The 23,657-nt window shown below is 68.5% G+C and carries 37 protein-coding genes; all 37 read right to left on the minus strand.

All coding sequences use genetic code 11. The features are described 5' to 3' along the window. Positions 1-11 precede the first annotated feature (11 nt). Positions 12-845: a tRNA pseudouridine(38-40) synthase TruA gene (gene truA, locus ACGFI9_RS27545; RefSeq protein ID WP_393182398.1), complete on the minus strand. Its 834-nt coding sequence runs from the start codon at positions 843-845 to the stop codon at positions 12-14. Positions 846-920: 75 nt separating this feature from the next. Beyond that, positions 921-1,481 carry a 50S ribosomal protein L17 gene (gene rplQ, locus ACGFI9_RS27550; RefSeq protein ID WP_393182400.1) on the minus strand — a complete coding sequence of 187 codons (561 nt, stop codon included), beginning with the start codon at positions 1,479-1,481 and terminating at the stop codon, positions 921-923. A 34-nt stretch (positions 1,482-1,515) separates the two neighbouring features. Continuing rightward, positions 1,516-2,538, minus strand: a complete 1,023-nt coding sequence (locus ACGFI9_RS27555; RefSeq protein WP_007073009.1) for a DNA-directed RNA polymerase subunit alpha — start codon at positions 2,536-2,538, stop codon at positions 1,516-1,518. Positions 2,539-2,634: 96 nt separating this feature from the next. Continuing rightward, positions 2,635-3,261 carry a 30S ribosomal protein S4 gene (gene rpsD / locus ACGFI9_RS27560; RefSeq protein ID WP_393182402.1) on the minus strand — a complete coding sequence of 209 codons (627 nt, stop codon included), beginning with the start codon at positions 3,259-3,261 and terminating at the stop codon, positions 2,635-2,637. Between the two features lie 14 nt (positions 3,262-3,275). Continuing rightward, entirely contained in the window at positions 3,276-3,683 is a 408-nt protein-coding gene (gene rpsK, locus ACGFI9_RS27565) for a 30S ribosomal protein S11 (RefSeq protein WP_013288613.1), read from the minus strand. 130 nt (positions 3,684-3,813) lie between these two features. Beyond that, positions 3,814-4,194 carry a 30S ribosomal protein S13 gene (gene rpsM, locus ACGFI9_RS27570; RefSeq protein ID WP_091290326.1) on the minus strand — a complete coding sequence of 127 codons (381 nt, stop codon included), beginning with the start codon at positions 4,192-4,194 and terminating at the stop codon, positions 3,814-3,816. Between the two features lie 208 nt (positions 4,195-4,402). Further along, positions 4,403-4,516, minus strand: a complete 114-nt coding sequence (gene rpmJ / locus ACGFI9_RS27575) for a 50S ribosomal protein L36 (protein ID WP_073834917.1) — start codon at positions 4,514-4,516, stop codon at positions 4,403-4,405. Positions 4,517-4,609: 93 nt separating this feature from the next. Then, complete coding sequence (gene infA / locus ACGFI9_RS27580) at positions 4,610-4,831, minus strand: translation initiation factor IF-1 (RefSeq protein ID WP_007073013.1); 222 nt, start codon at positions 4,829-4,831, stop codon at positions 4,610-4,612. 271 nt (positions 4,832-5,102) lie between these two features. After that, on the minus strand, positions 5,103-5,636 hold the full coding sequence (locus tag ACGFI9_RS27585) for a DUF1707 domain-containing protein (RefSeq protein WP_393182404.1): 534 nt from the start codon (positions 5,634-5,636) through the stop codon (positions 5,103-5,105). A 115-nt stretch (positions 5,637-5,751) separates the two neighbouring features. Next, the gene (gene map, locus ACGFI9_RS27590) at positions 5,752-6,603 is read right to left on the minus strand and encodes a type I methionyl aminopeptidase (RefSeq protein ID WP_393182406.1); all 852 of its coding nucleotides are present in this window, start codon (positions 6,601-6,603) and stop codon (positions 5,752-5,754) included. Between the two features lie 91 nt (positions 6,604-6,694). After that, positions 6,695-7,348 (minus strand): adenylate kinase, encoded by a 654-nt coding sequence (locus ACGFI9_RS27595; protein ID WP_393182408.1) that lies wholly within the window; start codon positions 7,346-7,348, stop codon positions 6,695-6,697. Further along, complete coding sequence (gene secY / locus ACGFI9_RS27600) at positions 7,349-8,677, minus strand: preprotein translocase subunit SecY (RefSeq protein ID WP_393182410.1); 1,329 nt, start codon at positions 8,675-8,677, stop codon at positions 7,349-7,351. 235 nt (positions 8,678-8,912) lie between these two features. After that, a complete protein-coding gene (gene rplO / locus ACGFI9_RS27605; protein ID WP_393182412.1) occupies positions 8,913-9,356 on the minus strand; it encodes a 50S ribosomal protein L15 in 444 nt (147 codons plus the stop codon). Further along, positions 9,356-9,538, minus strand: coding sequence for a 50S ribosomal protein L30 (rpmD, locus tag ACGFI9_RS27610; protein ID WP_302771512.1), 183 nt, complete (start codon positions 9,536-9,538; stop codon positions 9,356-9,358). Before rpmD ends, rplO begins: the two co-directional genes overlap by 1 nt. After that, positions 9,538-10,152: a 30S ribosomal protein S5 gene (gene rpsE, locus ACGFI9_RS27615; RefSeq protein WP_073834922.1), complete on the minus strand. Its 615-nt coding sequence runs from the start codon at positions 10,150-10,152 to the stop codon at positions 9,538-9,540. Before rpsE ends, rpmD begins: the two co-directional genes overlap by 1 nt. 33 nt (positions 10,153-10,185) lie before the next feature. After that, positions 10,186-10,575 (minus strand): 50S ribosomal protein L18, encoded by a 390-nt coding sequence (rplR, locus tag ACGFI9_RS27620; RefSeq protein WP_393182414.1) that lies wholly within the window; start codon positions 10,573-10,575, stop codon positions 10,186-10,188. Continuing rightward, positions 10,572-11,114 carry a 50S ribosomal protein L6 gene (rplF, locus tag ACGFI9_RS27625; RefSeq protein WP_393182416.1) on the minus strand — a complete coding sequence of 181 codons (543 nt, stop codon included), beginning with the start codon at positions 11,112-11,114 and terminating at the stop codon, positions 10,572-10,574. Before rplF ends, rplR begins: the two co-directional genes overlap by 4 nt. A gap of 16 nt (positions 11,115-11,130) precedes the next feature. Further along, on the minus strand, positions 11,131-11,538 hold the full coding sequence (gene rpsH / locus ACGFI9_RS27630) for a 30S ribosomal protein S8 (RefSeq protein ID WP_013288624.1): 408 nt from the start codon (positions 11,536-11,538) through the stop codon (positions 11,131-11,133). Positions 11,539-11,634: 96 nt separating this feature from the next. After that, positions 11,635-11,820 (minus strand): type Z 30S ribosomal protein S14, encoded by a 186-nt coding sequence (locus ACGFI9_RS27635; RefSeq protein WP_007465272.1) that lies wholly within the window; start codon positions 11,818-11,820, stop codon positions 11,635-11,637. 1 nt (position 11,821) lies between these two features. After that, positions 11,822-12,391, minus strand: coding sequence for a 50S ribosomal protein L5 (rplE, locus tag ACGFI9_RS27640; RefSeq protein WP_393182418.1), 570 nt, complete (start codon positions 12,389-12,391; stop codon positions 11,822-11,824). Further along, complete coding sequence (gene rplX, locus ACGFI9_RS27645; protein WP_172896341.1) at positions 12,391-12,711, minus strand: 50S ribosomal protein L24; 321 nt, start codon at positions 12,709-12,711, stop codon at positions 12,391-12,393. The genes rplE and rplX overlap by 1 nt, the downstream gene beginning before the upstream one ends. After that, a complete protein-coding gene (gene rplN / locus ACGFI9_RS27650; protein ID WP_020520472.1) occupies positions 12,708-13,076 on the minus strand; it encodes a 50S ribosomal protein L14 in 369 nt (122 codons plus the stop codon). The genes rplX and rplN overlap by 4 nt, the downstream gene beginning before the upstream one ends. Before the next feature lie 98 nt (positions 13,077-13,174). After that, on the minus strand, positions 13,175-13,450 hold the full coding sequence (rpsQ, locus tag ACGFI9_RS27655) for a 30S ribosomal protein S17 (RefSeq protein WP_091262798.1): 276 nt from the start codon (positions 13,448-13,450) through the stop codon (positions 13,175-13,177). Then, a complete protein-coding gene (rpmC, locus tag ACGFI9_RS27660; RefSeq protein ID WP_007073028.1) occupies positions 13,447-13,683 on the minus strand; it encodes a 50S ribosomal protein L29 in 237 nt (78 codons plus the stop codon). The genes rpsQ and rpmC overlap by 4 nt, the downstream gene beginning before the upstream one ends. Next, positions 13,683-14,108, minus strand: a complete 426-nt coding sequence (gene rplP / locus ACGFI9_RS27665) for a 50S ribosomal protein L16 (protein ID WP_073834927.1) — start codon at positions 14,106-14,108, stop codon at positions 13,683-13,685. The genes rpmC and rplP overlap by 1 nt, the downstream gene beginning before the upstream one ends. 3 nt (positions 14,109-14,111) lie before the next feature. Continuing rightward, positions 14,112-14,984, minus strand: coding sequence for a 30S ribosomal protein S3 (gene rpsC / locus ACGFI9_RS27670; protein WP_393182420.1), 873 nt, complete (start codon positions 14,982-14,984; stop codon positions 14,112-14,114). Continuing rightward, positions 14,984-15,439, minus strand: a complete 456-nt coding sequence (gene rplV, locus ACGFI9_RS27675) for a 50S ribosomal protein L22 (protein ID WP_357438197.1) — start codon at positions 15,437-15,439, stop codon at positions 14,984-14,986. Before rplV ends, rpsC begins: the two co-directional genes overlap by 1 nt. Before the next feature lie 40 nt (positions 15,440-15,479). After that, positions 15,480-15,761 carry a 30S ribosomal protein S19 gene (gene rpsS / locus ACGFI9_RS27680; RefSeq protein ID WP_091290357.1) on the minus strand — a complete coding sequence of 94 codons (282 nt, stop codon included), beginning with the start codon at positions 15,759-15,761 and terminating at the stop codon, positions 15,480-15,482. Positions 15,762-15,773: 12 nt separating this feature from the next. Continuing rightward, on the minus strand, positions 15,774-16,613 hold the full coding sequence (gene rplB, locus ACGFI9_RS27685; RefSeq protein WP_393182422.1) for a 50S ribosomal protein L2: 840 nt from the start codon (positions 16,611-16,613) through the stop codon (positions 15,774-15,776). A gap of 12 nt (positions 16,614-16,625) precedes the next feature. Beyond that, entirely contained in the window at positions 16,626-16,928 is a 303-nt protein-coding gene (rplW, locus tag ACGFI9_RS27690) for a 50S ribosomal protein L23 (RefSeq protein WP_393182424.1), read from the minus strand. After that, complete coding sequence (rplD, locus tag ACGFI9_RS27695) at positions 16,925-17,575, minus strand: 50S ribosomal protein L4 (protein WP_393182426.1); 651 nt, start codon at positions 17,573-17,575, stop codon at positions 16,925-16,927. Before rplD ends, rplW begins: the two co-directional genes overlap by 4 nt. Then, on the minus strand, positions 17,572-18,237 hold the full coding sequence (gene rplC / locus ACGFI9_RS27700) for a 50S ribosomal protein L3 (RefSeq protein ID WP_393182428.1): 666 nt from the start codon (positions 18,235-18,237) through the stop codon (positions 17,572-17,574). Before rplC ends, rplD begins: the two co-directional genes overlap by 4 nt. An 11-nt stretch (positions 18,238-18,248) precedes the next feature. Beyond that, positions 18,249-18,557, minus strand: coding sequence for a 30S ribosomal protein S10 (rpsJ, locus tag ACGFI9_RS27705; RefSeq protein ID WP_007073037.1), 309 nt, complete (start codon positions 18,555-18,557; stop codon positions 18,249-18,251). A 356-nt stretch (positions 18,558-18,913) separates the two neighbouring features. Beyond that, the gene (gene tuf, locus ACGFI9_RS27710; RefSeq protein ID WP_393182429.1) at positions 18,914-20,107 is read right to left on the minus strand and encodes an elongation factor Tu; all 1,194 of its coding nucleotides are present in this window, start codon (positions 20,105-20,107) and stop codon (positions 18,914-18,916) included. A 223-nt stretch (positions 20,108-20,330) separates the two neighbouring features. Further along, the gene (gene fusA, locus ACGFI9_RS27715; protein WP_393182431.1) at positions 20,331-22,427 is read right to left on the minus strand and encodes an elongation factor G; all 2,097 of its coding nucleotides are present in this window, start codon (positions 22,425-22,427) and stop codon (positions 20,331-20,333) included. Positions 22,428-22,502: 75 nt separating this feature from the next. Further along, complete coding sequence (gene rpsG, locus ACGFI9_RS27720; RefSeq protein WP_358069101.1) at positions 22,503-22,973, minus strand: 30S ribosomal protein S7; 471 nt, start codon at positions 22,971-22,973, stop codon at positions 22,503-22,505. Between the two features lies 1 nt (position 22,974). Continuing rightward, positions 22,975-23,349, minus strand: a complete 375-nt coding sequence (rpsL, locus tag ACGFI9_RS27725; RefSeq protein WP_007465318.1) for a 30S ribosomal protein S12 — start codon at positions 23,347-23,349, stop codon at positions 22,975-22,977. Positions 23,350-23,657 lie beyond the last annotated feature (308 nt).

Here is a 23,657-nt window from a genome sequence, read left to right on the forward strand (position 1 = left end):
GGGGGCGGCGCTCAGCCCTCGGCGACCGGCACCCGGAGCCGGCGGGTGAGTTCGGCCCGGCGGGCGTACTCGGCCGGGTCGACGGGGTAGCCGACCTCGACCAGGGCCAGCCCGTGCGCCGGCGCCACGGTCACCTCGCTGGACCGCTCCCGGCGGCTGAGCAGGCTCGCGGGCCACTCGACCGGCCGGCGGCCGTCCCCGGCGACCAGCATCGCGCCGACCAGGCTGCGCACCATGTTCTGGCAGAACGCGTCGGCCTGCACGGTGGCGACCAGGATCCCGTCCGGGTCCCGCCGCCAGTCCAGCCGGGTCACCTCGCGCAGCGTGGTGGCGTTCTCCTTGCGCCGGCAGTACGCCGCGAAGTCGTGCTCCCCCACCAGCCCGGCCGCGGCGGCGTTCAGCGCTGCTAGGTCCAGCGGCTTCGGCCAGGCGAGGGTGTCCGTACGGCGCAGCGGCTCGGCGCCCCACGGGGCGTCGGTGACCCGGTACTCGTAGCGGCGGAAGGTGGCCGAGAAGCGGGCGTCGAACTCGGCCGGCACCTCGGTCATCGCGCGTACCCGCACGTCGGGCGGGAGCAGCCGGGCCAGCCGGCGCAGCAGCTTCCCCTCGTGCTGCCGCCAGACCTCGGTCGGCAGGTCGAGGTGGCAGACCTGCCCGGTGGCGTGCACGCCGGCGTCGGTCCGGCCGGCCACGGTCAACCCGGTTGCGGTGCCCGCACCGAGCACCAGGTCCAGCGTCTCCATCAGGACGCCGGCGACGGTACGCCGGGTGGGCTGGGCGGCCCAGCCCGAGAAGTCGGTGCCGTCGTACGAGACGTCCAGCCGCAACCGGGTCCGCTCGTCCACCTCGTACCTCCCGTTCACGCCGTCGGGCCCGGCACCCCAGGGAAGGGGTGCCGGGCCCGACGATGCTGCCTGTGCTCAGGCCTTGTTCTCGTTGGCCTCGTCGCTGTCCTCGCCCGCCTCGGCGGTGTCGCCGGAGACGTGCACCGGCGGCTCGGAGTCCTGGTCCTCAGCCGGCTGCGCCTGCGGGACCTCCTCCTCGCGGGCCAGGGCCTCGACCTTGTCCTGCTGGGCGGCCTTGCGGGCGGCGGTCTTCTTGTTCGCCTTCGGCTCGGCGACCTGAAGCTCCTCGACCAGCTCGATGATCGCCATCGGAGCGGCGTCACCCTTGCGCGGACCGGTCTTCACGATCCGGGTGTAGCCACCGTTGCGGTTGGCGTACCGGGGCGCGATCTGGTCGAACAGGGCGTAGACCACGTCCTTGTCCTTGACGACGGCCAGCACCCGCCGACGCGAGGCGAGGTCGCCCCGCTTGGCCTTGGTGATCAGCTGCTCGGCCAGCGGGCGCAGCCGCCGGGCCTTCGTCTCGGTGGTCTGGATCTTGCCGTGCTGGAACAGCGAAGAGGCCAGGTTGGCCAGCATCAGCCGCTCGTGCGCGGGGCTGCCGCCGAGGCGGGGGCCCTTGGTGGGCGTGGGCATTGTTGGTGCTCCTCAGATGTGGCGGCAGCCGGACTTAGAGCTGCTCGGTCTCGCGGTAGTCGTCGGTGTCGTAGTCGGCCTCGCCGAAGGCGTCCACGACGTGCGCCGGGTCGAAGTTCGGAGCCGAGTCCTTCAGCCCCAGGCCCATCCCGGCGAGCTTCATCTTGACCTCGTCGATCGACTTCTGACCGAAGTTCCGGATGTCGAGGAGGTCCGCCTCGGTACGCCCGATCAGCTCACCAACGGAGTTGATGCCCTCGCGCTTGAGGCAGTTGTAGGAGCGGACGGTGAGGTCCAACTCCTCGATCGGCAGAGCCAGGTCCGCCGCCAGCTGGGCGTCCTGCGGGGACGGCCCGATGTCGATGCCCTCGGCGGTCTCGTCCAGCTCCCGGGCCAGCCCGAAGAGCTCCACCAGCGTCGAACCGGCCGAGGCCAGCGCGGTACGCGGGCCCATCGACGGCTTGGTCTCGACGTCGATGATCAGCCGGTCGAAGTCGGTCCGCTGCTCGACGCGGGTCGCCTCGACGCGGTACGTCACCTTGAGCACCGGCGAGTAGATCGAGTCGACCGGGATCCGGCCGATCTCGGCGCCCGCCTGCTTGTTCTGCGCGGCGGTGACGTAGCCCCGACCCCGCTCGACGGTCAGCTCCATGTCGAGCCGGCCCTTGCCGTTGAGGGTGGCGAGCTTCAGGTCCGGGTTGTGCACCGAGACACCGGCCGGGGGCTGGATGTCACCGGCGGTCACGTCGCCCGGGCCCTGCTTGCGCAGGTACATGCTGACCGGCTCGTCGTGCTCGGAGCTGACGCAGAGCTCCTTGATGTTCATGACGAGCTCGACCACGTCCTCCTTGACCCCGGGGATCGTGGTGAACTCGTGCAGCACACCGTCGATCTTGATCGAGGTCACGGCCGCACCCGGGATCGACGACAGCAGCGTGCGCCGCAGCGAGTTGCCCAGGGTGTAGCCGAAGCCGGGCTCCAGCGGCTCGATGGTGAACCGGGACCGGGTCTCGTTGATCGACTCTTCGGAGAGAGACGGTCGCTGGCTGATGAGCATCTTTTCTCTTCTCTTCCGGGGCGCCCGCCATATGACGCCCACGACACAAACTGTTCCGGTGGCCCGCCCCGGAGGGCGGGCCACCGCAACGAGCTCTTACTTGGAGTAGAGCTCGACGATCAGCTGCTCCTGGACCTGGGTGTCGATCACCTGGCGGGCCGGGAGCGAGTGCACGAGGATCTTCATCTGGCTCGGGATGGCCTCCAGCCACGCCGGGACGGTCCGCGAGCCGGCCTCACCCTGCGCCACCAGGAACGGGGTGAGCTCCTTGCTCTTCGCACGCACCTCGATGATGTCGTGCTCCTTGACCCGGTACGACGGGATGTCGACCTTCTTGCCGTTCACCGTGAAGTGGCCGTGCTTGACCAGCTGCCGGGCCATGTCCCGGGACTTGGCGTAGCCGGCCCGGTAGACCACGTTGTCCAGTCGCGACTCGAGGATCTGCAGCAGGACCTCACCGGTCTTGGCCTTCTTGCTCACGGCTTCCTCGTAGTAGCCGCGGAACTGCTTCTCCAGCACGCCGTAGACCCGGCGAGCCTTCTGCTTCTCGCGGAGCTGGAGCAGGTACTCCGTCTCCTTGGTGCGGCCGCGGCCGTGCTGCCCGGGCGGGAACGGCCGGGACTCGAACGGGCACTTCGGGCCATCGCACTTGCTGCCCTTGAGGAACAGCTTCATCTTCTCCCGCCGGCAACGGCGGCAGTCAGCACCGGTGTAACGAGCCATCTCTCTCTAACCTCTCAGACCCGGCGACGCTTCGGCGGACGGCATCCGTTGTGCGGCTGCGGGGTGACGTCGGAGATCTGCCCGACCTCGAGGCCCACGGCCTGCAGCGAACGGATGGCGGTCTCCCGGCCGGAGCCGGGACCCTTGACGAACACGTCGACCTTGCGCATGCCGTGCTCCATGGCCCGGCGCGCGGCGGCCTCGGCGGCCAGCTGCGCGGCGAACGGAGTCGACTTGCGGGAGCCCTTGAAGCCCACCTGGCCCGAGGAGGCCCAGGAGATGACCGCACCGGTCGGGTCCGTGATGGACACGATGGTGTTGTTGAAGGTGCTCTTGATGTGCGCCTGCCCGTGGGCGACGTTCTTGCGTTCCTTGCGCCGGACCTTCTTGACGGCGGCTCCGGCACGAGCCTTCGGTGGCATAAGTCTTTTGCGCTCCTGTTTCGGTTCTCGATCGGGTTCCGGTCTCTCGCCCCGCTGCTTCCGTGGACACCGGCTCCGGTTGGAGTCCGGCCGACCTCGGCGGAGAAGGACCAGAATTCCGGTTTAAGAACTACTTCTTGCCGGGCTTCTTCTTGCCGGCGACGGTCCGCTTCGGGCCCTTCCGGGTCCGCGCGTTGGTCTTGGTCCGCTGGCCACGCACGGGCAGACCCCGGCGGTGCCGGATGCCGGCGTAGCAGCCGATCTCGACCTTGCGGCGGATGTCAGCGGCGACCTCGCGGCGCAGGTCGCCTTCGACCTTGTAGTTGCCCTCGATGTGGTTGCGGAGCTGGACCAGCTCCTCGTCCGTGAGGTCCCGGACGCGCTTGTCCGGAGAGATACCGGTGGCGGCCAGGGTCTCCAGGGCGCGGGTGCGACCGACCCCGAAGATGTAGGTGAGCGCGATCTCCATCCGCTTCTCGCGGGGGAGGTCCACGCCGACTAGACGTGCCATGTGCGGGCGTACTCCTCGTGATGTTGTGGCGGAGGTGTGGACCCGTCCCACCCCGCTACCGACCGTCCCTGTCCTTCCGGCGTCACGCGCCGGCGACCGGGAGCGGTCGCTGCCCGAGCGGGCCCCGGCCTCCGACCGGGGGTCAACCACGAGGCAGTACGCGCTGCGTACCGTTCGCGGCTGGGACGAGCTGATGATGTGTGGGGCGTCAGCCCTGGCGCTGCTTGTGGCGCGGGTCCTGGCAGATGACCATGACCCGGCCGTGCCGGCGGATCACCCGGCACTTGTTGCAGATCCTCTTGACGCTCGGCTTGACCTTCACGGTTGCCTTACTTCCCATCTGGCCCGGAGACGCGATGATGCGCGACGCCGGACGTCGAAGACGGACACGGGGACGTCCCGGCCGTCGTCAGGCTTACTTGTAGCGGTAGACGATGCGCCCGCGGGTCAGGTCGTACGGCGAGAGTTCGACGACGACCCGGTCCTCCGGCAGGATGCGGATGTAGTGCTGCCGCATCTTGCCGCTGATGTGAGCCAGCACCTTGTGGCCGTTCGCGAGCTCCACCCGGAACATGGCGTTCGGCAGGGGCTCGATGACCCGACCCTCGATCTCGATGGCTCCGTCTTTTTTCGGCATGTCCTCCGCTGTCCTGACGTCGGTTGCTCCGGACGGCCCACAACGTCTTACACGGGTGAACTGACCAAGATCAGGAAACCCGCGCCAGCCGCGGCTCCAGCTCCCACCGAAGCGCGGGTGGGCATGCCGGAGTGGACGCTGTGCGCCGATCAGAAAGTGTACGCCCGCCTGCACGCCGTCGCCAAACCGGCCGCCCGTCCGGTCACCCCTCCGGAGGAAATTCGTCAAGCGTCGCCGACCTGCTGTGACCCGCGCCATACCGGCCAGCGGGTCAGCGGCGTCTGCGGCGGGCCCGTCGCTCGTGCCGGGACTTCCCGCCGTGCCACTCGCGCGGGTGCCGCGCCCCATGATCGTGGCCCCCCGCGGTGCGCAACAGCAGGAGCACTCCCCACGGACCGAGCACCCAGGCCGGCCAGTAGTGGCCCATGTCCCCCGAGCCGACGGCGGAGATCAGCCAGATCACCGTGAGGATGCCCGCCACCCGCAGCCACGGCGACCAGACCCCGAGCAGCCAGCCGCCGCCGTGCCCGGTGTCCACGGCCTTGCCGCCCGCATCGGCCACCGGCGCCGGCGGCGCGGTGACCGGGGCCACCGCCGCGCGTTGCGCGGGCGTCGGCCCGGGCAGGTCCGCGAGGACCGCGTCCAGTTCCGCGTACGTCTTCGCGCCGTACGCCCGGACCAGGCGTTCGTCGTACTCGTGGAGGTCGAGCCGGCCCTCCTCCAGCGCCACCCGGAGCCGTTCGGCCGTGGCCTCCCGGTCGGCGTCCGCCGCCCGCATCCCGCCCCGCTCCATGAAGGCAAGCATGCCACCAGGGCGCCACCCGGCGGCAGCGGCGGATTCCGGACGCGAGGGCACGGTGGTGACGATCACCGTCAATTCGCCCAGCCGGACGAGAACCTTCCCTCGCCGGGCCGGCTGGTCAGGCCGCCGGGGAGTTCGCCGGCTGGCGCGAGGTGACCAGGTCGCCGAGGCGGGACCGGCCGCCGTCCTCGGCCGTCAGCACCCACACCCCGTCGTCCAACAGGGCCATCGAGTGCTCGACGTGCGCCGCGATCGAGCCGTCCCGGGTCACCACCGTCCAGCCGTCCGCCAGTTCCACCGTGCGGGGCGAACCCATGGTGATCATCGGCTCGATGGCCAGGGCCAGGCCCGGCACCAGCCGGGGGCCCTTGCCGGGACGCCCGTGGTTCAGCACGTGCGGGTCCTGGTGCATCTCCGTGCCGATACCGTGACCGCCGTACCCGTCGACGATGCCGTACCGGCCGCCCTTGCGGACCGCGTTCTCCACCGCGTGCGAGATGTCGGTGAGCCGCCCCTTGCCGCTGGCCGCGCCCCGGGCGGCGGCCGCGATCCCGGCCCACATCGCGTCCTCGGCCACCGCGGCCATCTTCAGCAGGGCCGGGTCGACCTCGCCGACGCCGACCGTGATCGCCGAGTCGCCGTGCCAGCCGTTCAGCACCGCGCCGCAGTCGATCGAGATCAGGTCGCCCTCGCGGAGCACCTGCTTCGACGACGGGATCGCATGCACCACCTGCTCGTTCACTGACGAGCAGATCGACGCCGGGAAGCCGTGGTAGCCCTTGAACGACGGGACCGCGCCGGCCTCGCGGATGGTGGCCTCGGCGATGGCGTCCAGGTCGGCGGTGGTCACCCCGGGGGCGACCGCCTCCCGCATCCGACGCAGCGCGCGGGCGACCACCAGACCGGCGGCCCGCATCATCTCGATCTGGTCGGGGGTCTTCAGCTGGATGTCCAGCTGGGGACGACGCATGGACGCGTTACCTTTCGTTGCGCGGAACAGCGGGGCACGTCGGACGTACCCCGCTGTTCGCACTCTATCCGCCGGATCCACCGGCGGGACGTCAGCCGCCGTACGAGCGCAGGGCGTCTATGGCGCGGACGGTGACGTCCTCCACCGGCCCGGTCGCGTCGATGCCGACGAGCTTGCCCTGGGCGCCGTAGTAATCGACCAGCGGCGCGGTCTTCTCGGCGTACTCCCGGAGCCGGGCCGCGATGGTCTCCGGCTTGTCGTCGTCCCGCTGGAACAGCTCGGCGCCGCAGCGGTCGCAGATGCCCTCCTGGGTGGGGGCGTCGAACTCGACGTGCCAGATCTTGCCGCAGCCGCGGCAGGTACGCCGCCCGGAGAGCCGCCGGATCACCTCGTCGTCGTCGACGACCAGCTCCAGCACCAGGTCCAGCGCGGTGCCGAGGTCGGCGAGGAGCTTGTCCAGCGCGGCGGCCTGCGGCGTGGTACGCGGGAAGCCGTCGAGGAGGAAGCCCTCGCTGGCGTCCGGCTCGGCGAGCCGGTCCCGCACCATGTTGATGGTGACCTCGTCCGGGACCAGCTTGCCGGCGTCCATGTAGCGCTTCGCCTCGACCCCCAGCGGCGTGCCCTGGGAGACGTTGGCGCGGAAGATGTCACCGGTCGAGATCTTCGGCACCGAGAGGTGGGCGGCGATGAACTCCGCCTGTGTGCCCTTGCCCGCGCCCGGCGGGCCAACCAGAACGAGTCGCATCTACCGCAGGAACCCTTCGTAGTTCCGCTGCATGAGTTGGCTCTCGATCTGCTTCACGGTCTCCAGACCGACGCCGACCATGATGAGCACAGCGGTGCCGCCGAACGGGAAGTTCTGGAACTGCTGGTTGTCGAGCCAGATGAAGAAGAAGTTCGGCAGGATCGCGATGATGCCCAGGTAGAGCGCGCCCGGCAGGGTGATCCGGCTGAGGATGAAGTCGAGGTACTCGGCGGTGGGCTTGCCGGGGCGGATGCCCGGCACGAAGCCGCCGTACTTCTTCATGTTGTCCGCGACCTCGGTCGGGTTGAACGTGATCGACACGTAGAAGTACGTGAAGAAGATGATCAGCAGGAAGTAGATCGCGATGTGCTCCGGCGCGCTCGCCTTCACGATGTGGTTCTGGATCCAGGCCTGGGTCTTGCCCGGGTTGGTCTGGTCGAAGAACTGAAGGATGAGCGTCGGCAGGTAGAGCAGCGACGAGGCGAAGATGACCGGGATGACGCCGGCCTGGTTGACCTTCAGCGGGATGTAGGTGGAGGTGCCGCCGTACATCCGCCGGCCGATCATGCGCTTGGCGTACTGCACCGGGATCCGGCGCTGCGCCTGCTCGATGAAGGTGACCGCGGTGATGACCAGCAGGACCAGGGCGATGACGAGGAAGAACATCCCCCAGCCCTTGGTGGTCTTGATCTTCCAGCCCTCGCTGGGGAGCCGGGCCGCGATCGAGGTGAAGATCAGGACCGACATGCCGTTGCCGACGCCGCGGTCGGTGATCAGCTCGCCGAGCCACATCACCACACCGGTGCCCGCGGTCATGGTCATGACCAGGATGCTCAGCGTCAGCCAGTCCGGGATCCCGGTGTCCTTGGGGACGATCGGGAACTGGTCGCACTGGTTGTTGAAGAGCTGGCCGGAACGGGCCAGCGCCACGAACGCCGACGACTGCAGGATGCCCAGGCCCAGGGTCAGGTACCGGGTGTACTGGGTGATCTTCGCCTGGCCGGCCTGGCCCTCCTTGCGGAGCTGCTCCAACCGCGGGATGACCACCGTCAGCAGCTGCAGGATGATCGACGCGGTGATGTACGGCATGATGCCGAGCGCGAAGACCGACAGCTGCAGCAGCGCGCCACCCGAGAAGAGGTCCAGCAGGTTCAGCACGCCGGTGCTGCCCCCCTGGAGGGTGTCGAGGCACTTCTGCACGTTGCCGTACGAGACGCCCGGGCTGGGCAGCGTGGCGCCGAGCCGGTAGACCGCAATGATGCCTACTGTGAACAGCAGCTTCTTGCGCAGGTCAGGCGTACGGAACGCACTGAGAAAGGCGGACAGCAACTTCTTCCTCCTGCGCGACGCGGGCCGCCGGTGGTGATCCCTGGCGGAGCGGGGTGGGTGCCGGGCGAGTGCCCGATATCCATAGCTGGGATGGGACTCTAACAGTCCCACCCCGGTCCGGGCAGATGTGCCCGGCTACATAAAACGAATCCGATGTTACCCGGCGCACATCTACCGGGTAGACCATGGCGCCCGCCCAGTTGCGGACAACTGAGCGGGCGCCACGAACAGTGCCTTACAGCTCGGTGACCGAGCCGCCGGCGGCGGTGATCTTCTCCTTGGCCGACGCGCTGAACGCGTGCGCCGACACCTGGAGCGCCACCCCACCGAGGTCGCCGGTGCCGAGCACCTTGACCGGCTGGCCCTTGCGGACCGCACCGGCCTCGACCATCTCGACCGGGCCGACCTGGCCGCCGTTCGGGAAGAGCTCGGCGAGCCGGTCCAGGTTGACCACCTGGAAGACGACCTTGAACTTGTTCTTGAAGCCCTTCAGCTTCGGCAGGCGCATGTGGATGGGCATCTGCCCACCCTCGAACGCCGGCGAGATGTTCTTCCGGGCCTTCGAACCCTTGGTACCGCGACCGGCGGTCTTGCCCTTCGAGCCCTCACCGCGACCCACGCGGGTCTTGTCGGTCTTGGCCCCGGGCGCCGGACGCAGGTGGTGCACCTTGATCGTCATTACTCGACCTCCTCGACCTTCACGAGGTGGTTGACCGCGAAGATCATGCCGCGGATCTCCGGACGGTCCTCCTTGACCACCACGTCGTTGATCCGCTTGAGACCGAGCGAACGCAGCGAGTCACGCTGGTTCTTCTTGGTCCCGATCTCGGACCGGACCTGGGTGACCTTCAGGCGCGCCATCAGGAAGCCACCCCCGCCCGCGACGCCAGCATGGCGGCCGGCGCGACGTCCTCGACCGGCAGACCACGACGGGCCGCGACCGCCTCGGGCGACTCGAGCGCCTTCAGGGCCGCCACCGTGGCGTGCACGATGTTGATCGGGTTGGACGAGCCGAGGCTCTTGGAGAGCACGTCGTGGATGCCCGCGCACTCCAGCACGGCACGCACCGGACCACCGGCGATGACACCCGTACCGGCCGAGGCCGGCTTGAGCAGCACCACACCGGCCGCGTCCTCGCCCTGCACCGGGTGCGGGATCGAGGCGCCGATCCGCGGCACCTTGAAGAAGTGCTTCTTGGCCTCCTCGACACCCTTGGCGATCGCCGCGGGCACCTCCTTGGCCTTTCCGTAGCCCACACCGACGGTGCCGTCGCCGTCGCCCACGATCACCAGGGCGGTGAAGCTGAAGCGACGACCACCCTTCACGACCTTGGCGACGCGGTTGATCGCGACGACCCGCTCGAGGTGCGGGGTCTTCTCGACGGGCGCGTTTCCGCGGCCGCCCTCACGGCGGTTGTCGCGGCGACCACCCTCGTTGCCACCGGACCCGCCGCCACGGCGCTGTTGACCTGGCATCAGCAGCCTTCCTTCTCTCTCGTGACGGGGTTTCTAGAACTCGAGCCCGGCTTCGCGGGCGGCAGCGGCAAGCGCGGCGACCCGCCCCGCGTACCGGTTGCCACCGCGGTCGAAGACGACCTTCGAGACGCCGGCGGCCTTGGCCCGCTCGGCGAGCAGGGCGCCGACCTTGCCGGCCAGGGCGCTCTTGTCGCCCTCGGCGCCGCGCAGCGAGGCGTCCATGGTCGAGGCCGACGCCAGGGTGTGACCCTTGGTGTCGTCCACGATCTGGGCGACGATGTGACGCAGCGAGCGGGTGACGACCAGGCGAGGACGCTCGGCGGTGCCGCTGACGTTCTTGCGGACCCGGAAGTGCCGACGCGCACGCCCGACGGCACGCTTGGCGGCGACGCCGCGGCGGCGCTTGAGCAGCGTGGCGCTCACTTCTTACCTGCCTTTCCAGCCTTACGGCGGATGACCTCGCCCTGGTACTTCACGCCCTTGCCCTTGTAGGGCTCCGGCGGGCGGATCTTCCGGATGTTGGCGGCGACCTCGCCGACCTGCTGCTTGTCGATGCCGGCCACGTGGAACAGCGTCGGCTTCTCGACCGTGAAGGTGATGCCCTCCGGCGCCGGCACCAGGACCGGGTGCGAGAACCCGAGCGCGAACTCCAGGTCCTTGCCCTTGGCGGTGACACGGTAACCGGTACCGGCGATCTCGAGGCTCTTGCGGTAGCCCTCGGTCACCCCGACGATCATGTTGGCCACCAGCGTACGGCTCAGGCCGTGCAGCTCCTTGGCCTTGCGCTCGTCGTTCGGCCGGTTGACGTGCAGCGCGCCGTCCTCGCCCCGCTCCGCCGTGATCGGCTCGGCCAGCACGTGGCTCAGCTCGCCCTTCGGGCCCTTGACCTTGACGGTCTGGCCGTCGATGGTGATATCGACGCCGGCTGGCACCGGGATCGACTTACGTCCAATACGCGACATTTCTACCTGTCTCCCGTTACCAGACGAAGGCGAGGACTTCCCCGCCAACGCTCCGCTTGCGGGCCTGCCGGTCGGTGAGCAGCCCCTGGGACGTCGAAATGATCGCCACGCCCAGCCCACCGAGCACCCGCGGGAGCCCGTCCGACTTGGCGTAAACCCGCAGACCGGGCTTGGACACGCGCTTGATGCCGGCCAGGCTCCGCTCCCGGTTCTGGCCGTACTTCAGCTCGACGACCAGTCGCTTGCCGACGGCGCCCTCCTCGGGCTCCTCGACCGACCAGGTGGCGATGTAACCCTCGGCCTTGAGGACCTCGGCGATGTTCGCCTTGATCTTCGAGTAGGGCATCGTCACCCGGTCGTGGTACGCCTGGTTGGCGTTGCGCAGACGCGTGAGCATGTCTGCGATCGGGTCGGTCATCGTCATGAAACTCGTCAACCTTTCTCGCCGGGGTTCCCCGGGCCAGGCCCGGGGCCTACGGCGAAGAGACAGTTCAGCTGACGCGCGAAGCGCGCCGGGCTATTACCAGGAAGCCTTGGACACGCCGGGCAGCTCACCGCGGTGGGCCATCTCCCGGATGCACACCCGGCAGAGACCGAACTTGCGGTAGACCGCCTTCGGACGCCCGCACCGCTGGCAGCGGGTGTACGCGCGAACCGAGAACTTCGGCTTCGCGGCCGCCTTGATGATCAGCGCCTTCTTGGCCATCTCAGTTCTCCTTGAACGGGAAGCCCAGGAGCTTGAGCAGCGCCCGGCCCTCGTCGTCGGTCGTGGCGGTCGTGACCACCGTGATGTCCATGCCCCGCTGGCGATCGATCTTGTCCTGGTCGATCTCGTGGAACACCGACTGCTCGGTCAGACCGAACGTGTAGTTGCCGTGCCCGTCGAGCTTGCGCCCGTCCAGGCCGCGGAAGTCGCGGATACGCGGCAGCGCGATGGACAGCAGCCGGTCCAGGAACTCCCACATCCGGTCGCCGCGCAGGGTGACCTTCGCGCCGATCGGCATGCCCTCCCGCAGCTTGAACTGCGCGATGGACTTGGTCGCCCGCCGCACCTGCGGCTTCTGGCCGGTGATGGTGGCCAGGTCGCGGACCGCGCCGTCGATGAGCTTGGCGTCCCGAGCGGCCTCGCCGACACCCATGTTCACGACGATCTTGACCAGCCGCGGAACCTGCATGGGGTTGCCGTACTGGTACTGCTCGCGCAGCTGGGCCACGATCTCGTTGCGGTACCGCTCCTTGAGGCGCGGCATGGTCTTGGTTTCGGTAGCCGTGGTCATCACAGGTCCTTACCGGTGCTACGCGCGATGCGGACCTTCTGGCCGTTCTCGTCGATCCGGTAACCGACGCGGGTCGGCTTGCCGTCGGAGTCCAGGACCTGCACGTTCGAGACGTGGATCGGGGCCTCCTGGGTGACGATGCCACCGGTCTTGGCGCCACGCTGGGTGGTGCTGATGCGGGTGTGCTTCTTGACCCGGTTCACGCCCTCGACCAGGACCTTGTCCTGCCGCGGGTAGGCCGCGATGACCTTGCCCTTGGCACCCTTGTCCTTGCCGGCGATGACGACGACCGTGTCGCCCTTCTTGACCTTCACGGTCACAACACCTCCGGCGCGAGAGAGATGATCTTCATGAACCGCTTGTCCCGCAGCTCGCGCCCCACCGGGCCGAAGATACGGGTGCCGCGCGGGTCCCCACCGTCCTTGATGATGACGGCGGCGTTCTCGTCGAAGCGGATGTACGAGCCGTCCGGCCGCCGCTTCTCCTTGACGGTGCGAACGACGACGGCCTTGACGACGTCGCCCTTCTTCACACCGGCACCGGGGATCGCGTCCTTGACCGTGGCCACGATGACGTCGCCGATGCTCGCGTAGCGCCGACCGGAGCCACCGAGAACGCGGATGCACAGGATCTCCCGGGCACCCGTGTTGTCGGCGACGCGCAGTCGCGACTCCTGCTGAATCACGTCTATCTCCTATGTCTGCCGGTTCTCCGGCCGCCCTGGGGCGGCCGGAGCCTGGCGGAACCTGCGCCCGACCGATGCCGGCCGAGCTCGAGCCTTCGCTACTTGGCCTTCTCGAGGATCTCCACGAGCCGCCACCGCTTGGTGGCGGACAGCGGCCGGGTCTCCATGATCAGGACCCGGTCGCCGATGCCGGCCGAGTTCTGCTCGTCGTGCACCTTCAGCTTGCTGGTCCGGCGCATGATCTTGCCGTACAGCGCGTGCTTGACCCGGTCCTCGACCTCGACCACGACGGTCTTTTCCATCTTGTCGCTGACCACGAGGCCCTCACGCACCTTGCGGCGGGCCCGCGCGGCGGCGGTGGTGTTCTCACTCATGATGCAGTCACCTCAGTCGGCGCGGCCGAGAGACCCAGCTCACGCTCACGCATGATCGTGTAGATCCGGGCGATCTCCCGACGGATGACCTGCAGCCGCCGGTTGTTGTCCAGCTGCCCGGTTGCGGCCTGCACGCGGAGGTTGAACAGCTCCGCCTTCGCCTCGCGCAGCTTCGTGACCAGCTCCTCCTCGGAGAGCTCACGCAGCTCGGAGGCCTTGACGCCCGCTGCCATCAGGATTCACCCACTTCGCGCGTAACAATGCGGCACTTCATCGGGAGCTTGTGGATCGCGCGACGCATCGCCTCTCGCGCGATCTGCTCGTTGGGGAAGGACATCTCGAAGAGAACCCGCCCCGGCTTGACGTTGGCGACCCACCACTCGGGCGAACCCTTACCGGAACCCATCCGGGTTTCCGCCGGCTTCTTGGTGAGGGCCTGGTCCGGGAAGATCGTGATCCAGACCTTGCCACCACGCTTGATGTGGCGGGTCATCGCGATACGCGCCGACTCGATCTGGCGGTTGGTCACGTACGCCGGCTCGAGAGCCTGGATCCCGAACTCGCCGAACACCACCCGGTTACCACCCTTGGACGCGCCGTGGCGGTCCGGGTGGTGCGGCTTGCGGAAGCCCTTCGGGGGCTTGCGCGGCATCAGCATCTGTCAGCCCTCCTGCTGCGTTTCTGCCGGCTGAGTGGCGGCCGCGGCGACGGCACCGGTGTCAACCGGCTCGCCGCTCGGCGTCTCGGCCTGCTGCGCGATGGTGGTCGCGGCAGCCCGGCCGGCCTCGGTGCCACCGGCGGTCGTACCCGACGAACCCGACCGGCCACGGCGCGGCCGCTCGGGCCGGTCGCCACGGTCGCGGCGCGGGCCGCGCGACGGGGCGGCCTCGGCCGGGGCCTCGCGGCCCGGGACGGCGTCGCCCTTGTAGATCCAGACCTTCACGCCGATCCGGCCGAAGGTGGTACGGGCCTCGAAGAAGCCGTACTCGATGTTGGCCCGCAGCGTGTGCAGCGGAACCCGGCCCTCGCGGTAGAACTCGGTCCGGCTCATCTCGGCGCCGCCGAGACGGCCCGAGACCTGCACCCGGATGCCCTTGCAGACCGGGTTCTTCATCGCGGACTGCATCGCCTTGCGCATGGCCCGACGGAAGCTGACCCGGCTGGACAGCTGCTCGGCGACGCCCTGGGCGACCAGCTGCGCGTCCGACTCGGGGCTCTTCACCTCGATGATGTTCAGCTGAACCTGCTTGCCGGTGAGCTTCTCCAGCTCGCCCCGAATCCGGTCGGCCTCCGCACCCTTACGGCCGATGACGATGCCCGGCCGGGCGGTGTGGATGTCGACGCGGACCCGGTCCCGGGTGCGCTCGATGTCGACCTTGGAGATGCCGGCGCGCTCCAGGCCCTTGGACATCATCCGGCGGATCTTGACGTCCTCGCCGATGTAGTCCTTGTAGAGCTTGTCCGCGAACCAGCGGGACTTCCAGTCGGTCGAGATGCCGAGCCGGAACCCAGTGGGGTGAACCTTCTGACCCATTACTCGGCACCCTCCGTCGTGCTCTGCCCCTCGGCGGCCGCGGCCTGCTTGGCCGGGGCGGCCTTCTTCGCCGACTTCTTCGGCGCGGCCGGCGCCACCGCCTCGACCGCCACGGTGATGTGGCAGGTCCGCTTGCGGATCCGGTACGCCCGGCCCTGCGCCCGCGGCCGGAACCGCTTCATCGTCGGGCCCTCGTCGACGAACGCCTCGCTGACGAGCAGCGCGTCGGGGTCCAGCCGCTCGTTGTTCTCCGCGTTGGCGATCGCGCTCGCGAGCACCTTGTACACCTGCTCGCTCGCAGCCTGCGGCGCGAACTGCAGCACCGTGAGCGCCTCCTTCGCGGGCAGGCCGCGGACGAGGTTGACCACCCGGCGCGCCTTCATCGGCGAGATGCGCACGTGCCGCGCAACCGCCCGCGCGCCCGGAAGCACCGGAGCGTCGCCCTTTCCTGGCATCGCTGTAACCCCTTGTTCCTCTATCCGTATGCCCGCGGCGTCAGCGCCGGCGGCTCTTCCGGTCGTCCTTCTCGTGACCCTTGAACGTGCGGGTCAGCGCGAACTCGCCGAGCTTGTGCCCGACCATGGCCTCAGTCACGAAGACCGGGACGTGCTTGCGCCCGTCGTGCACGGCGATCGTGTGCCCCAGCATCTCGGGGATGATGGTCGAGCGCCGCGACCAGGTCTTGATGACGTTCTTGGAGCCCTTCTCGTTCTGCGTCTCCACCTTCTTGAGCAGGTGGTCGTCGACGAACGGGCCCTTCTTCAGGCTGCGAGGCATGTCTTATCTCCCTCAGCCGCGCTTACGCGTGGCGTAGCGGCGGCGGACGATCAGCCGGTCGCTCGGCTGGCCCTTACGACGGGTGCGGCCCTCGGGCTTACCCTGCGGGTTCACCGGGTGGCGACCACCGGAGGTCTTACCCTCACCACCACCGTGCGGGTGGTCGACCGGGTTCATCGCGACACCACGGACGGTCGGGCGCTTGCCCTTCCACCGCATACGGCCGGCCTTACCCCAGTTGATGTTCGACTGGTCGGCGTTGCCGATCTCGCCGACGCTGGCGCGGCAGCGCACGTCGACGCGCCGGATCTCACCGGACGGCATGCGGAGGGTCGCGTACGCGCCCTCACGGCCGAGCAGCTGGATGCCGACGCCGGCCGAGCGGGCCAGCTTGGCACCGCCGCCCGGGCGCAGCTCCACGTTGTGGATGGTGGTACCGACCGGGATGTTCCGCAGCGGCAGGTTGTTGCCCGGCTTGATGTCGGCGCCCGGACCCGACTCCACGGTGTCGCCCTGCTTCAGGTCCTTCGGCGCGATGATGTAACGCTTCTCGCCGTCGGCGTAGTGCAGCAGCGCGATGCGCGCGGTGCGGTTCGGGTCGTACTCGATGTGGGCGACCTTCGCCGGCACGCCGTCCTTGTCGACCCGCTTGAAGTCGATCAGACGGTACTGGCGCTTGTGCCCGCCACCCTGGTGCCGCGTGGTGATCCGGCCGTGGGCGTTGCGACCGCCCTTCTTCGGCAGCGGAGCCAGCAGCGACTTCTCGGGCGTCGACCGGGTGATCTCGGCGAAGTCGGCGACGCTCGAGCCACGCCGGCCCGGCGTCGTCGGCTTGTACTTACGGATAGCCATTGTCTACACCCCTCAGCTGACCGGGCCGCCGAAGGCCTCGATGCGGTCACCGTCAGCCAGCTTCACCATCGCCCGCTTGGTGTCCTTGCGCTTCCCGAACCCGCTACGGGTCCGCTTGCGCTTGCCCTCGCGGTTGAGCGTGTTGACCGACAGAACGCGGACGTTGAAGATCTGCTGGACAGCGATCTTGATCTCGGTCTTGTTCGCGTCCGGGTGCACCAGGAAGGTGTACCAGTTGCGGTTCAGCTCGCTGTAGCTCTTCTCCGAGACGACCGGCGCGACGATGACGTCACGCGGATCGGCGATCGTGCTCACTTGCCACCCTCCTCGGTGGTCTCGGCGGGAACGCCCAGGAACTCGTCCAGGGCCTCCTTGGTGAAGACCACGTCGTCGGCCACCAGCACGTCGTACGTGTTGAGCTGGCCGGCCTCGATCAGGTGCACCCGCGGCTCGTTGCGCAGCGACACCCAGTTCAGCTCGTCGGTGCTGCTCAGCACGACCAGGACGCGACGCGCGTCGGTCAGCTTCGCCAGCGTGGCCAGCGCGGCCTTGGTCGACGGCTTCTCGCCCGAGACGAACGCCTCGACGACGTGCACCTGGCCGGCGCGGGCCCGGTCCGAGAGGGCGCCACGCAGGGCGGCGGCCTTCATCTTCTTCGGGGTGCGCTGGCTGTAGTCGCGCGGCACCGGGCCGTGGACCACGCCACCGCCGGCGAACTGCGGCGCGCGGGTCGAGCCCTGGCGGGCACGACCGGTGCCCTTCTGCTTGTACGGCTTCTTGCCTCCACCGGAGACCTCGCCGCGGGTCTTGGCCTTGTGCGTGCCCTGCCGGGCCGCCGCGAGCTGAGCCACCACGACCTGGTGCATCAGCGCGATGTTGGCCTGGACGTCGAAGATGTCGGCCGGCAGCTCGACCGAGCCGCTCTTGGTGCCTTCGACGTTGAGGACGTCAACGGTGGTCACTTGGCCGCACCGCCCTTCTTCACCTTGGCCTTGGCCGCGGTACGGACCAGGACCAGCGCGCCCTTGGGGCCGGGGATGGCGCCGCGGACGAGCAGGAGGTTGTTCTCGGTGTCGATCGCCTGGACCGTCAGGTTCTGAACGGTGTAGCGCACGCCACCCATCCGACCCGCCATCCGGGTGCCCTTGAAGACGCGACCCGGGGTCGCGCAGGCGCCGATGGAGCCCGGCGAGCGGTGCTTGCGCTCCACACCGTGGCTGGCGCGCAGACCGTGGAAGCCGTGCCGCTTCATCGGGCCGGCGTAGCCCTTGCCCTTGGTCTTGCCGGTCACGTCGACGGTGACGCCGGCGGGGAACTCCTCGACCGTGACCTCCTGGCCCGGCGAGTAGTCCGCGGCGTCCGTGGTCCGCAGCTCGACGATGTGCCGGCGCGGGGCGACGTCCGCCTTCGCGTAGTGCCCGGCGACCGGCTTCTTGACCTTGCGCGGGTCGATGGTGCCGTACGCCAGCTGGACCGCGGAGTAACCGTCCTTCTCGGCGCTACGAACCTGGCTGATGACGCAGGGGCCGGCCTGAACCACGGTCACCGGGACAACCTTGTTGTTGTCCCAGACCTGGGTCATGCCGAGCTTTGCGCCCAGGATCCCCTTGACTTGCCTGTCCATTTGTCCGGTCCCTACAGCTTGATCTCGATGTCGACGCCAGCCGGCAGGTCGAGGCGCATGAGCGAGTCGACCGTCTTCGGGGTCGGGTCGATGATGTCGATCAGACGCTTGTGCGTGCGCATCTCGAAGTGCTCGCGCGAGTCCTTGTACTTGTGCGGCGAGCGGATAACGCAGAAACGGTTGATCTCCGTGGGCAGCGGCACCGGGCCAGCGACCTGCGCCCCGGTACGCGTCACCGTCTCGACGATCTTCCGAGCCGAGGAGTCGACGACCTCGTGGTCATAGGCCTTGAGCCGGATGCGGATCTTCTGTCCCGCCATGGTGGCTTCTGTTCCTTCTCTCGATGCCGCTGTGTTGCGGGCGCCTGTACCGGCTGGTACAGGCCCACTTCCGCCGACCCCCGCGGTCGGGCGTGTCGCGCCCGAGGGCCAGGCTCCGCCCCGGGCCTCCGGAGCGATTCTCTGACCACGCGGTGGGTCATGGCGCCGATCGCGTTACCGCGACCTGGACGCCGTGCGAGGGTGGTTGACCGCCAGGGGCGATCAACCACCCTACGCGCGACTGTTGGTCCGCCCGGAGGTCCAGCATGCACCGGACGCAGGCGACTAACCGTCGTTACGCAACCTGACCAGTATGCCGTACTACCGCACGGCAGCGCTAATCGGGGTTACCCAGCTCACTTGATGATCTTGGTGACGCGACCCGCGCCGACCGTACGACCACCCTCGCGGATCGCGAACTTGAGGTTCTCCTCCATGGCGATGGGCTGGATCAGCTTCACCGTCATGGTGGTGTTGTCGCCCGGCATGACCATCTCGGTGCCCTCGGGCAGCGTGACGACGCCGGTGACGTCCGTGGTCCGGAAGTAGAACTGCGGGCGGTAGTTCTGGAAGAACGGGGTGTGGCGGCCACCCTCCTCCTTGGAGAGGATGTAGACCGTCGCCTCGAACTCCGTGTGCGGGGTCGTGGTGCCCGGCTTGATGACGACCATGCCGCGCTCGACGTCCTCGCGCTTGATGCCGCGGAGGAGCAGACCGACGTTCTCGCCGGCCCGGGCCTCGTCGAGCAGCTTGCGGAACATCTCGATGCCAGTGCAGGTGGTCTTCATCGACTTCTCGCGGATGCCGACGATCTCCACCTCCTCGTTCGGCTTGAGGATGCCGCGCTCGGCGCGACCGGTGACGACGGTGCCACGACCGGTGATCGTGAAGACGTCCTCGATCGGCATCAGGAACGGCTTGTCGGTCTCGCGCTCCGGCTGCGGGATCGCGGTGTCGACGGCGTTCATCAGGTCCAGGAGCTTGGCGGTCCACTCCGGGTCGCCCTCGAGGGCCTTCAGCGCCGAGACCCGGACGACCGGCAGGTCGTCACCCGGGTACTCCTGCGAGGAGAGCAGCTCGCGGACCTCGAGCTCGACGAGCTCCAGGAGCTCCTCGTCGTCGACCATGTCGCTCTTGTTGAGCGCCACGACGATGTACGGCACGCCGACCTGGCGGGCCAGCAGCACGTGCTCGCGGGTCTGCGGCATCGGGCCGTCGGTCGCGGCGACCACCAGGATCGCGCCGTCCATCTGGGCGGCACCGGTGATCATGTTCTTGATGTAGTCCGCGTGACCCGGGCAGTCGACGTGCGCGTAGTGCCGGTTGGCGGTCTGGTACTCGACGTGCGCGATCGAGATCGTGATGCCGCGGGCCTTCTCCTCCGGCGCCTTGTCGATCTCGTCGAACGGGGTGTACGGGTTGAGCTCCGGGAACTCGTCGTGCAGGACCTTGGTGATGGCCGCCGTCAGCGTCGTCTTACCGTGGTCGATGTGACCAATGGTGCCGATGTTGACGTGCGGCTTAGTCCGCTCGAACTTCGCCTTCGCCACTGGTGTCCTCCTGTGGACTTCTTGGTTCGTTCGCCCCGGTGCGCCAGGTTCGGCGCTTAGGACTCTGTCGACAGCCTTTCCGGCCTGACGGCCGGAGAGCCTTGGTGGGTTCTGCGGCGATGAAGCCTACAGGCCCGGATTCACACAACCCGACCGAGGTGGTCGCGGGCGGGAGATCCCTCCCGCGACCGTCCCCGGCTCATCGGATCGGCTCAGGCGAGGGTCACTCGCCGGTCGCCTTGGCGATGATCTCCTTGGCCACCGAGGCCGGAACCTCGGCGTAGGAGTCGAACTGCATGCTGTAGCTAGCCCGGCCCTGGGTCTTCGACCGCAGGTCGCCGACGTAGCCGAACATCTCCGACAGCGGCACCAGGGCCCGGACGACGCGGGCACCGCCGCGCTCCTCCATCGCCTGGATGATGCCACGACGGGAGTTGAGGTCGCCGATGACGTCACCCATGTTCTCCTCAGGAGTGGTGACCTCAACGGCCATCATCGGCTCGAGCAGCGCCGGGTCGGCCTTGCGGGCCGCCTCCTTCAGCGCCATCGAACCGGCGATCTTGAACGCCATCTCGGACGAGTCGACCTCGTGGTACTGGCCGTCCACCAGGGTCAGCTTGACACCCACCAGCGGGAAGCCGGCGAGGATGCCGTACTGCATGGCGTCCTGGGCGCCCGCGTCCACCGACGGGATGAACTCCCGGGGGATACGGCCACCGGTGACGGCGTTCGCGAACTCGTAGGTCGGCGAGTCGTTGTCCAGCGGCAGCGGCTCCAGGCTGATGATGACCCGGGCGTACTGGCCGGAACCACCGGTCTGCTTCTTGTGGGTGTACTCGACCTTCTCCACCGCGCGGCGGATGGTCTCGCGGTACGCCACCTGCGGCTTACCGATGTTCGCCTCGACGTTGAACTCGCGGCGCATCCGGTCGACCAGGATGTCCAAGTGCAGCTCGCCCATGCCGGAGATGACCGTCTGGCCGGTCTCCTCGTCCAGCTTGACGCGGAAGGTCGGGTCCTCCTCGGCCAGCCGCTGGATGGCGGTGCTGAGCTTCTCCTGGTCGGCCTTGGTCTTCGGCTCGATGGCCACCTCGATGACCGGCTCCGGGAAGGTCATCGACTCGAGGATGACCGGGTTCGCCGGGTCGCACAGGGTGTCACCGGTGGTGGTCTGCTTCAGACCCTGGACCGCGATGATGTCGCCAGCCTTGGCGGAGCTGCGCTCCTCCCGCTTGTTGGCGTGCATCTGGTAGATCTTGCCGATCCGCTCCTTGCGGTCCTTGGTGGAGTTGACCACCTGGGACCCGGACTCGACCACGCCGGAGTAGACCCGGACGTAGGTGAGCTTGCCGAGGTGCTTGTCGGTCTGGATCTTGAAGGCCAGGCCCGAGAACGGCTCCGAGACGGACGGCTTCCGCTGCATCGGGGTCTCGCCGTCGGTCGCGGTGCCCTCGATCGCCGGGATGTCCAGCGGCGACGGCAGGTAGTCGACCACGGCGTCGAGCATCGGCTGGACGCCCTTGTTCTTGAACGCGGAGCCGCAGAGCACCGGGTTGGCCTTGCCGGCGATGGTGGCCCGACGGATGGCGGCCTTGATCTCCTCGACGGAGATCTCCTCGCCCTCCAGGTACTTCTCCATCACCGAGTCGTCGACGTCGGCCAGGGTCTCCATCAGCTTCTCGCGCCACTCGGCCGCGGAGTCGGCCAGGTCGGCCGGGATCTCCTCGATCGCGTAGTCCTCACCCTTCTGGGTCTCCCCGCGCCAGGTGAGGGCGCGCATGCCGATCAGGTCGACGACGCCGATGTGGTCGGCCTCGAGCCCGATCGGGATCTGGAGCACCAGCGGGGTGGCGTTGAGCCGGTCGATCATCATCTGCACGCAGCGGAAGAAGTCGGCACCGGTCCGGTCGAGCTTGTTGACGAAGCACATCCGGGGGACGTTGTACTTGTCCGCCTGCCGCCAGACGTTCTCCGTCTGCGGCTCCACGCCGGCGACACCGTCGTAGACCGCGACCGCACCGTCCAGCACCCGCAGCGACCGCTCGACCTCGACCGTGAAGTCGACGTGGCCGGGCGTGTCGATGATCTGGATCGTGTGGCCCTTCCACTCGCACTTGGTGGCGGCGGAAGTGATGGTGATACCGCGCTCCTGCTCCTGCTCCATCCAGTCCATGACGGCAGCGCCCTCGTGGACCTCACCGATCTTGTACGTGATACCGGTGTAGAACAGGATCCGCTCGGTGGTAGTGGTCTTACCGGCATCGATGTGCGCCATGATGCCGATGTTGCGTACGTTGGCGAGCGCGTCTGCGGCGGCCACTTCAATCCCTACTTATCGTCGTCTCGACACAACTGGTGGCGGTTCCGGCGCCTCGTGGGCGCCGGAACCAGGGTGTTACCAGCGGTAGTGCGCGAAGGCCTTGTTGGACTCGGCCATCTTGTGGGTGTCCTCGCGCCGCTTGACGGCGGCACCGAGGCCGTTGCTCGCGTCCAGCAGCTCGTTCATCAGCCGCTCGACCATGGTCTTCTCGCGCCGGGCGCGGGAGTAGGTCACCAGCCAGCGCAGACCGAGGGTGGTCGCGCGGGCCGGCCGGACCTCGACCGGCACCTGGTAGGTGGCGCCACCGACGCGACGGCTGCGGACCTCGAGGGTCGGCTTCACGTTGTCCATCGCCCGCTTCAGGGTGACGACGGGGTCCGTGCCGGACTTCTCGCGGCAGCCCTCGAGGGCGGCGTACACGATGCGCTCGGCGAGCTGACGCTTGCCGCGCAGCAGGATCTTGTTCACGAGCTGGGTGACCAGCGGCGAGTTGTACACCGGGTCAGCGACCAGCGCCTTCCGCGGAGCGGGTCCCTTACGCGGCATGTCAGCTCTTCTCCTTCTTCGCGCCGTAACGGCTGCGCGCCTGCTTGCGGTTGCGGACACCCTGGGTGTCCAGCGAGCCGCGAACGATCTTGTACCGCACGCCGGGGAGGTCCTTCACACGACCACCGCGAACGAGCACGATCGAGTGCTCCTGCAGGTTGTGGCCGACGCCCGGGATGTAGGCGGTCACCTCGATCTGGCTGCTGAGCTTGACACGAGCGACCTTGCGCAGCGCCGAGTTCGGCTTCTTCGGGGTGGTGGTGTACACGCGGGTGCACACGCCGCGACGCTGGGGGGACCCCTTCAGCGCCGGGGTCTTGGTCTTGGTCGTCTTGGCCTGGCGGCCCTTTCGGACCAGCTGCTGAATGGTGGGCACCGGGTTTCTCCGCTCCCTTCGGCCGCTGCGAGGCGACCGCGCCGTCTGCTCTAGCCGGCCTGATGGACGGCTCTCCTACATTCCAACCAGGGCCACCTGACGGGGTCCCAGCACCCGCGGTCGGGCGTGTCGCCCCGATCACGGTCCCGGTGCGTCGCTCACGCGCCGTACCGGGTTTCTGTCACCGGCGCAGGGAGGTCCCAAACGCCAGATCTTGGGCTTTGGTCGCGTGTCCGCGCGATCACCGGCTGACCGGTTCCAGCGCACGCACGCATTGCCCGGGCTGGCCCGGGCACAAGGGGAAAGAG

Origin of the sequence: Micromonospora sp. NPDC048930, from assembly GCF_043197935.1 — a bacterium.
Taxonomy (GTDB): domain Bacteria; phylum Actinomycetota; class Actinomycetes; order Mycobacteriales; family Micromonosporaceae; genus Micromonospora.

Excerpts from the sequence above, each read along its gene's own strand:
- rpsQ (WP_091262798.1), bottom strand. The coding sequence starts at position 13,450 with ATGAGTGAGAACACCACCGCCGCCGCGCGGGCCCGCCGCAAGGTGCGT.
- rplP (WP_073834927.1), bottom strand. The coding sequence starts at position 14,108 with ATGCTGATGCCGCGCAAGCCCCCGAAGGGCTTCCGCAAGCCGCACCAC.
- rpsS (WP_091290357.1), bottom strand. The coding sequence starts at position 15,761 with ATGCCTCGCAGCCTGAAGAAGGGCCCGTTCGTCGACGACCACCTGCTC.
- rplE (WP_393182418.1), bottom strand. The coding sequence starts at position 12,391 with ATGACCACGGCTACCGAAACCAAGACCATGCCGCGCCTCAAGGAGCGG.
- rpsH (WP_013288624.1), bottom strand. The coding sequence starts at position 11,538 with ATGACGATGACCGACCCGATCGCAGACATGCTCACGCGTCTGCGCAAC.
- map (WP_393182406.1), bottom strand. The coding sequence starts at position 6,603 with ATGCGTCGTCCCCAGCTGGACATCCAGCTGAAGACCCCCGACCAGATC.
- rplC (WP_393182428.1), bottom strand. The coding sequence starts at position 18,237 with ATGGACAGGCAAGTCAAGGGGATCCTGGGCGCAAAGCTCGGCATGACC.
- ACGFI9_RS27595 (WP_393182408.1), bottom strand. The coding sequence starts at position 7,348 with ATGCGACTCGTTCTGGTTGGCCCGCCGGGCGCGGGCAAGGGCACACAG.
- rpsD (WP_393182402.1), bottom strand. The coding sequence starts at position 3,261 with ATGGCTCGTTACACCGGTGCTGACTGCCGCCGTTGCCGGCGGGAGAAG.
- ACGFI9_RS27635 (WP_007465272.1), bottom strand. The coding sequence starts at position 11,820 with ATGGCCAAGAAGGCGCTGATCATCAAGGCGGCCGCGAAGCCGAAGTTC.
- rpsK (WP_013288613.1), bottom strand. The coding sequence starts at position 3,683 with ATGCCACCGAAGGCTCGTGCCGGAGCCGCCGTCAAGAAGGTCCGGCGC.
- rplO (WP_393182412.1), bottom strand. The coding sequence starts at position 9,356 with ATGACGATCAAGGTGCACCACCTGCGTCCGGCGCCCGGGGCCAAGACC.
- rpmD (WP_302771512.1), bottom strand. The coding sequence starts at position 9,538 with ATGGCGCGCCTGAAGGTCACCCAGGTCCGGTCCGAGATCGGGACCAAG.
- rplF (WP_393182416.1), bottom strand. The coding sequence starts at position 11,114 with ATGTCGCGTATTGGACGTAAGTCGATCCCGGTGCCAGCCGGCGTCGAT.
- rplB (WP_393182422.1), bottom strand. The coding sequence starts at position 16,613 with ATGGCTATCCGTAAGTACAAGCCGACGACGCCGGGCCGGCGTGGCTCG.
- ACGFI9_RS27555 (WP_007073009.1), bottom strand. The coding sequence starts at position 2,538 with ATGCTCATCAGCCAGCGACCGTCTCTCTCCGAAGAGTCGATCAACGAG.
- infA (WP_007073013.1), bottom strand. The coding sequence starts at position 4,831 with ATGCCGAAAAAAGACGGAGCCATCGAGATCGAGGGTCGGGTCATCGAG.
- rpsG (WP_358069101.1), bottom strand. The coding sequence starts at position 22,973 with ATGCCGCGTAAGGGACCCGCTCCGCGGAAGGCGCTGGTCGCTGACCCG.
- rplQ (WP_393182400.1), bottom strand. The coding sequence starts at position 1,481 with ATGCCCACGCCCACCAAGGGCCCCCGCCTCGGCGGCAGCCCCGCGCAC.
- rpsJ (WP_007073037.1), bottom strand. The coding sequence starts at position 18,557 with ATGGCGGGACAGAAGATCCGCATCCGGCTCAAGGCCTATGACCACGAG.
- rplV (WP_357438197.1), bottom strand. The coding sequence starts at position 15,439 with ATGCCAGGAAAGGGCGACGCTCCGGTGCTTCCGGGCGCGCGGGCGGTT.
- ACGFI9_RS27585 (WP_393182404.1), bottom strand. The coding sequence starts at position 5,636 with ATGCTTGCCTTCATGGAGCGGGGCGGGATGCGGGCGGCGGACGCCGAC.
- rpsE (WP_073834922.1), bottom strand. The coding sequence starts at position 10,152 with ATGCCAGGTCAACAGCGCCGTGGCGGCGGGTCCGGTGGCAACGAGGGT.
- rpsM (WP_091290326.1), bottom strand. The coding sequence starts at position 4,194 with ATGGCACGTCTAGTCGGCGTGGACCTCCCCCGCGAGAAGCGGATGGAG.
- rpsC (WP_393182420.1), bottom strand. The coding sequence starts at position 14,984 with ATGGGTCAGAAGGTTCACCCCACTGGGTTCCGGCTCGGCATCTCGACC.
- rpmC (WP_007073028.1), bottom strand. The coding sequence starts at position 13,683 with ATGGCAGCGGGCGTCAAGGCCTCCGAGCTGCGTGAGCTCTCCGAGGAG.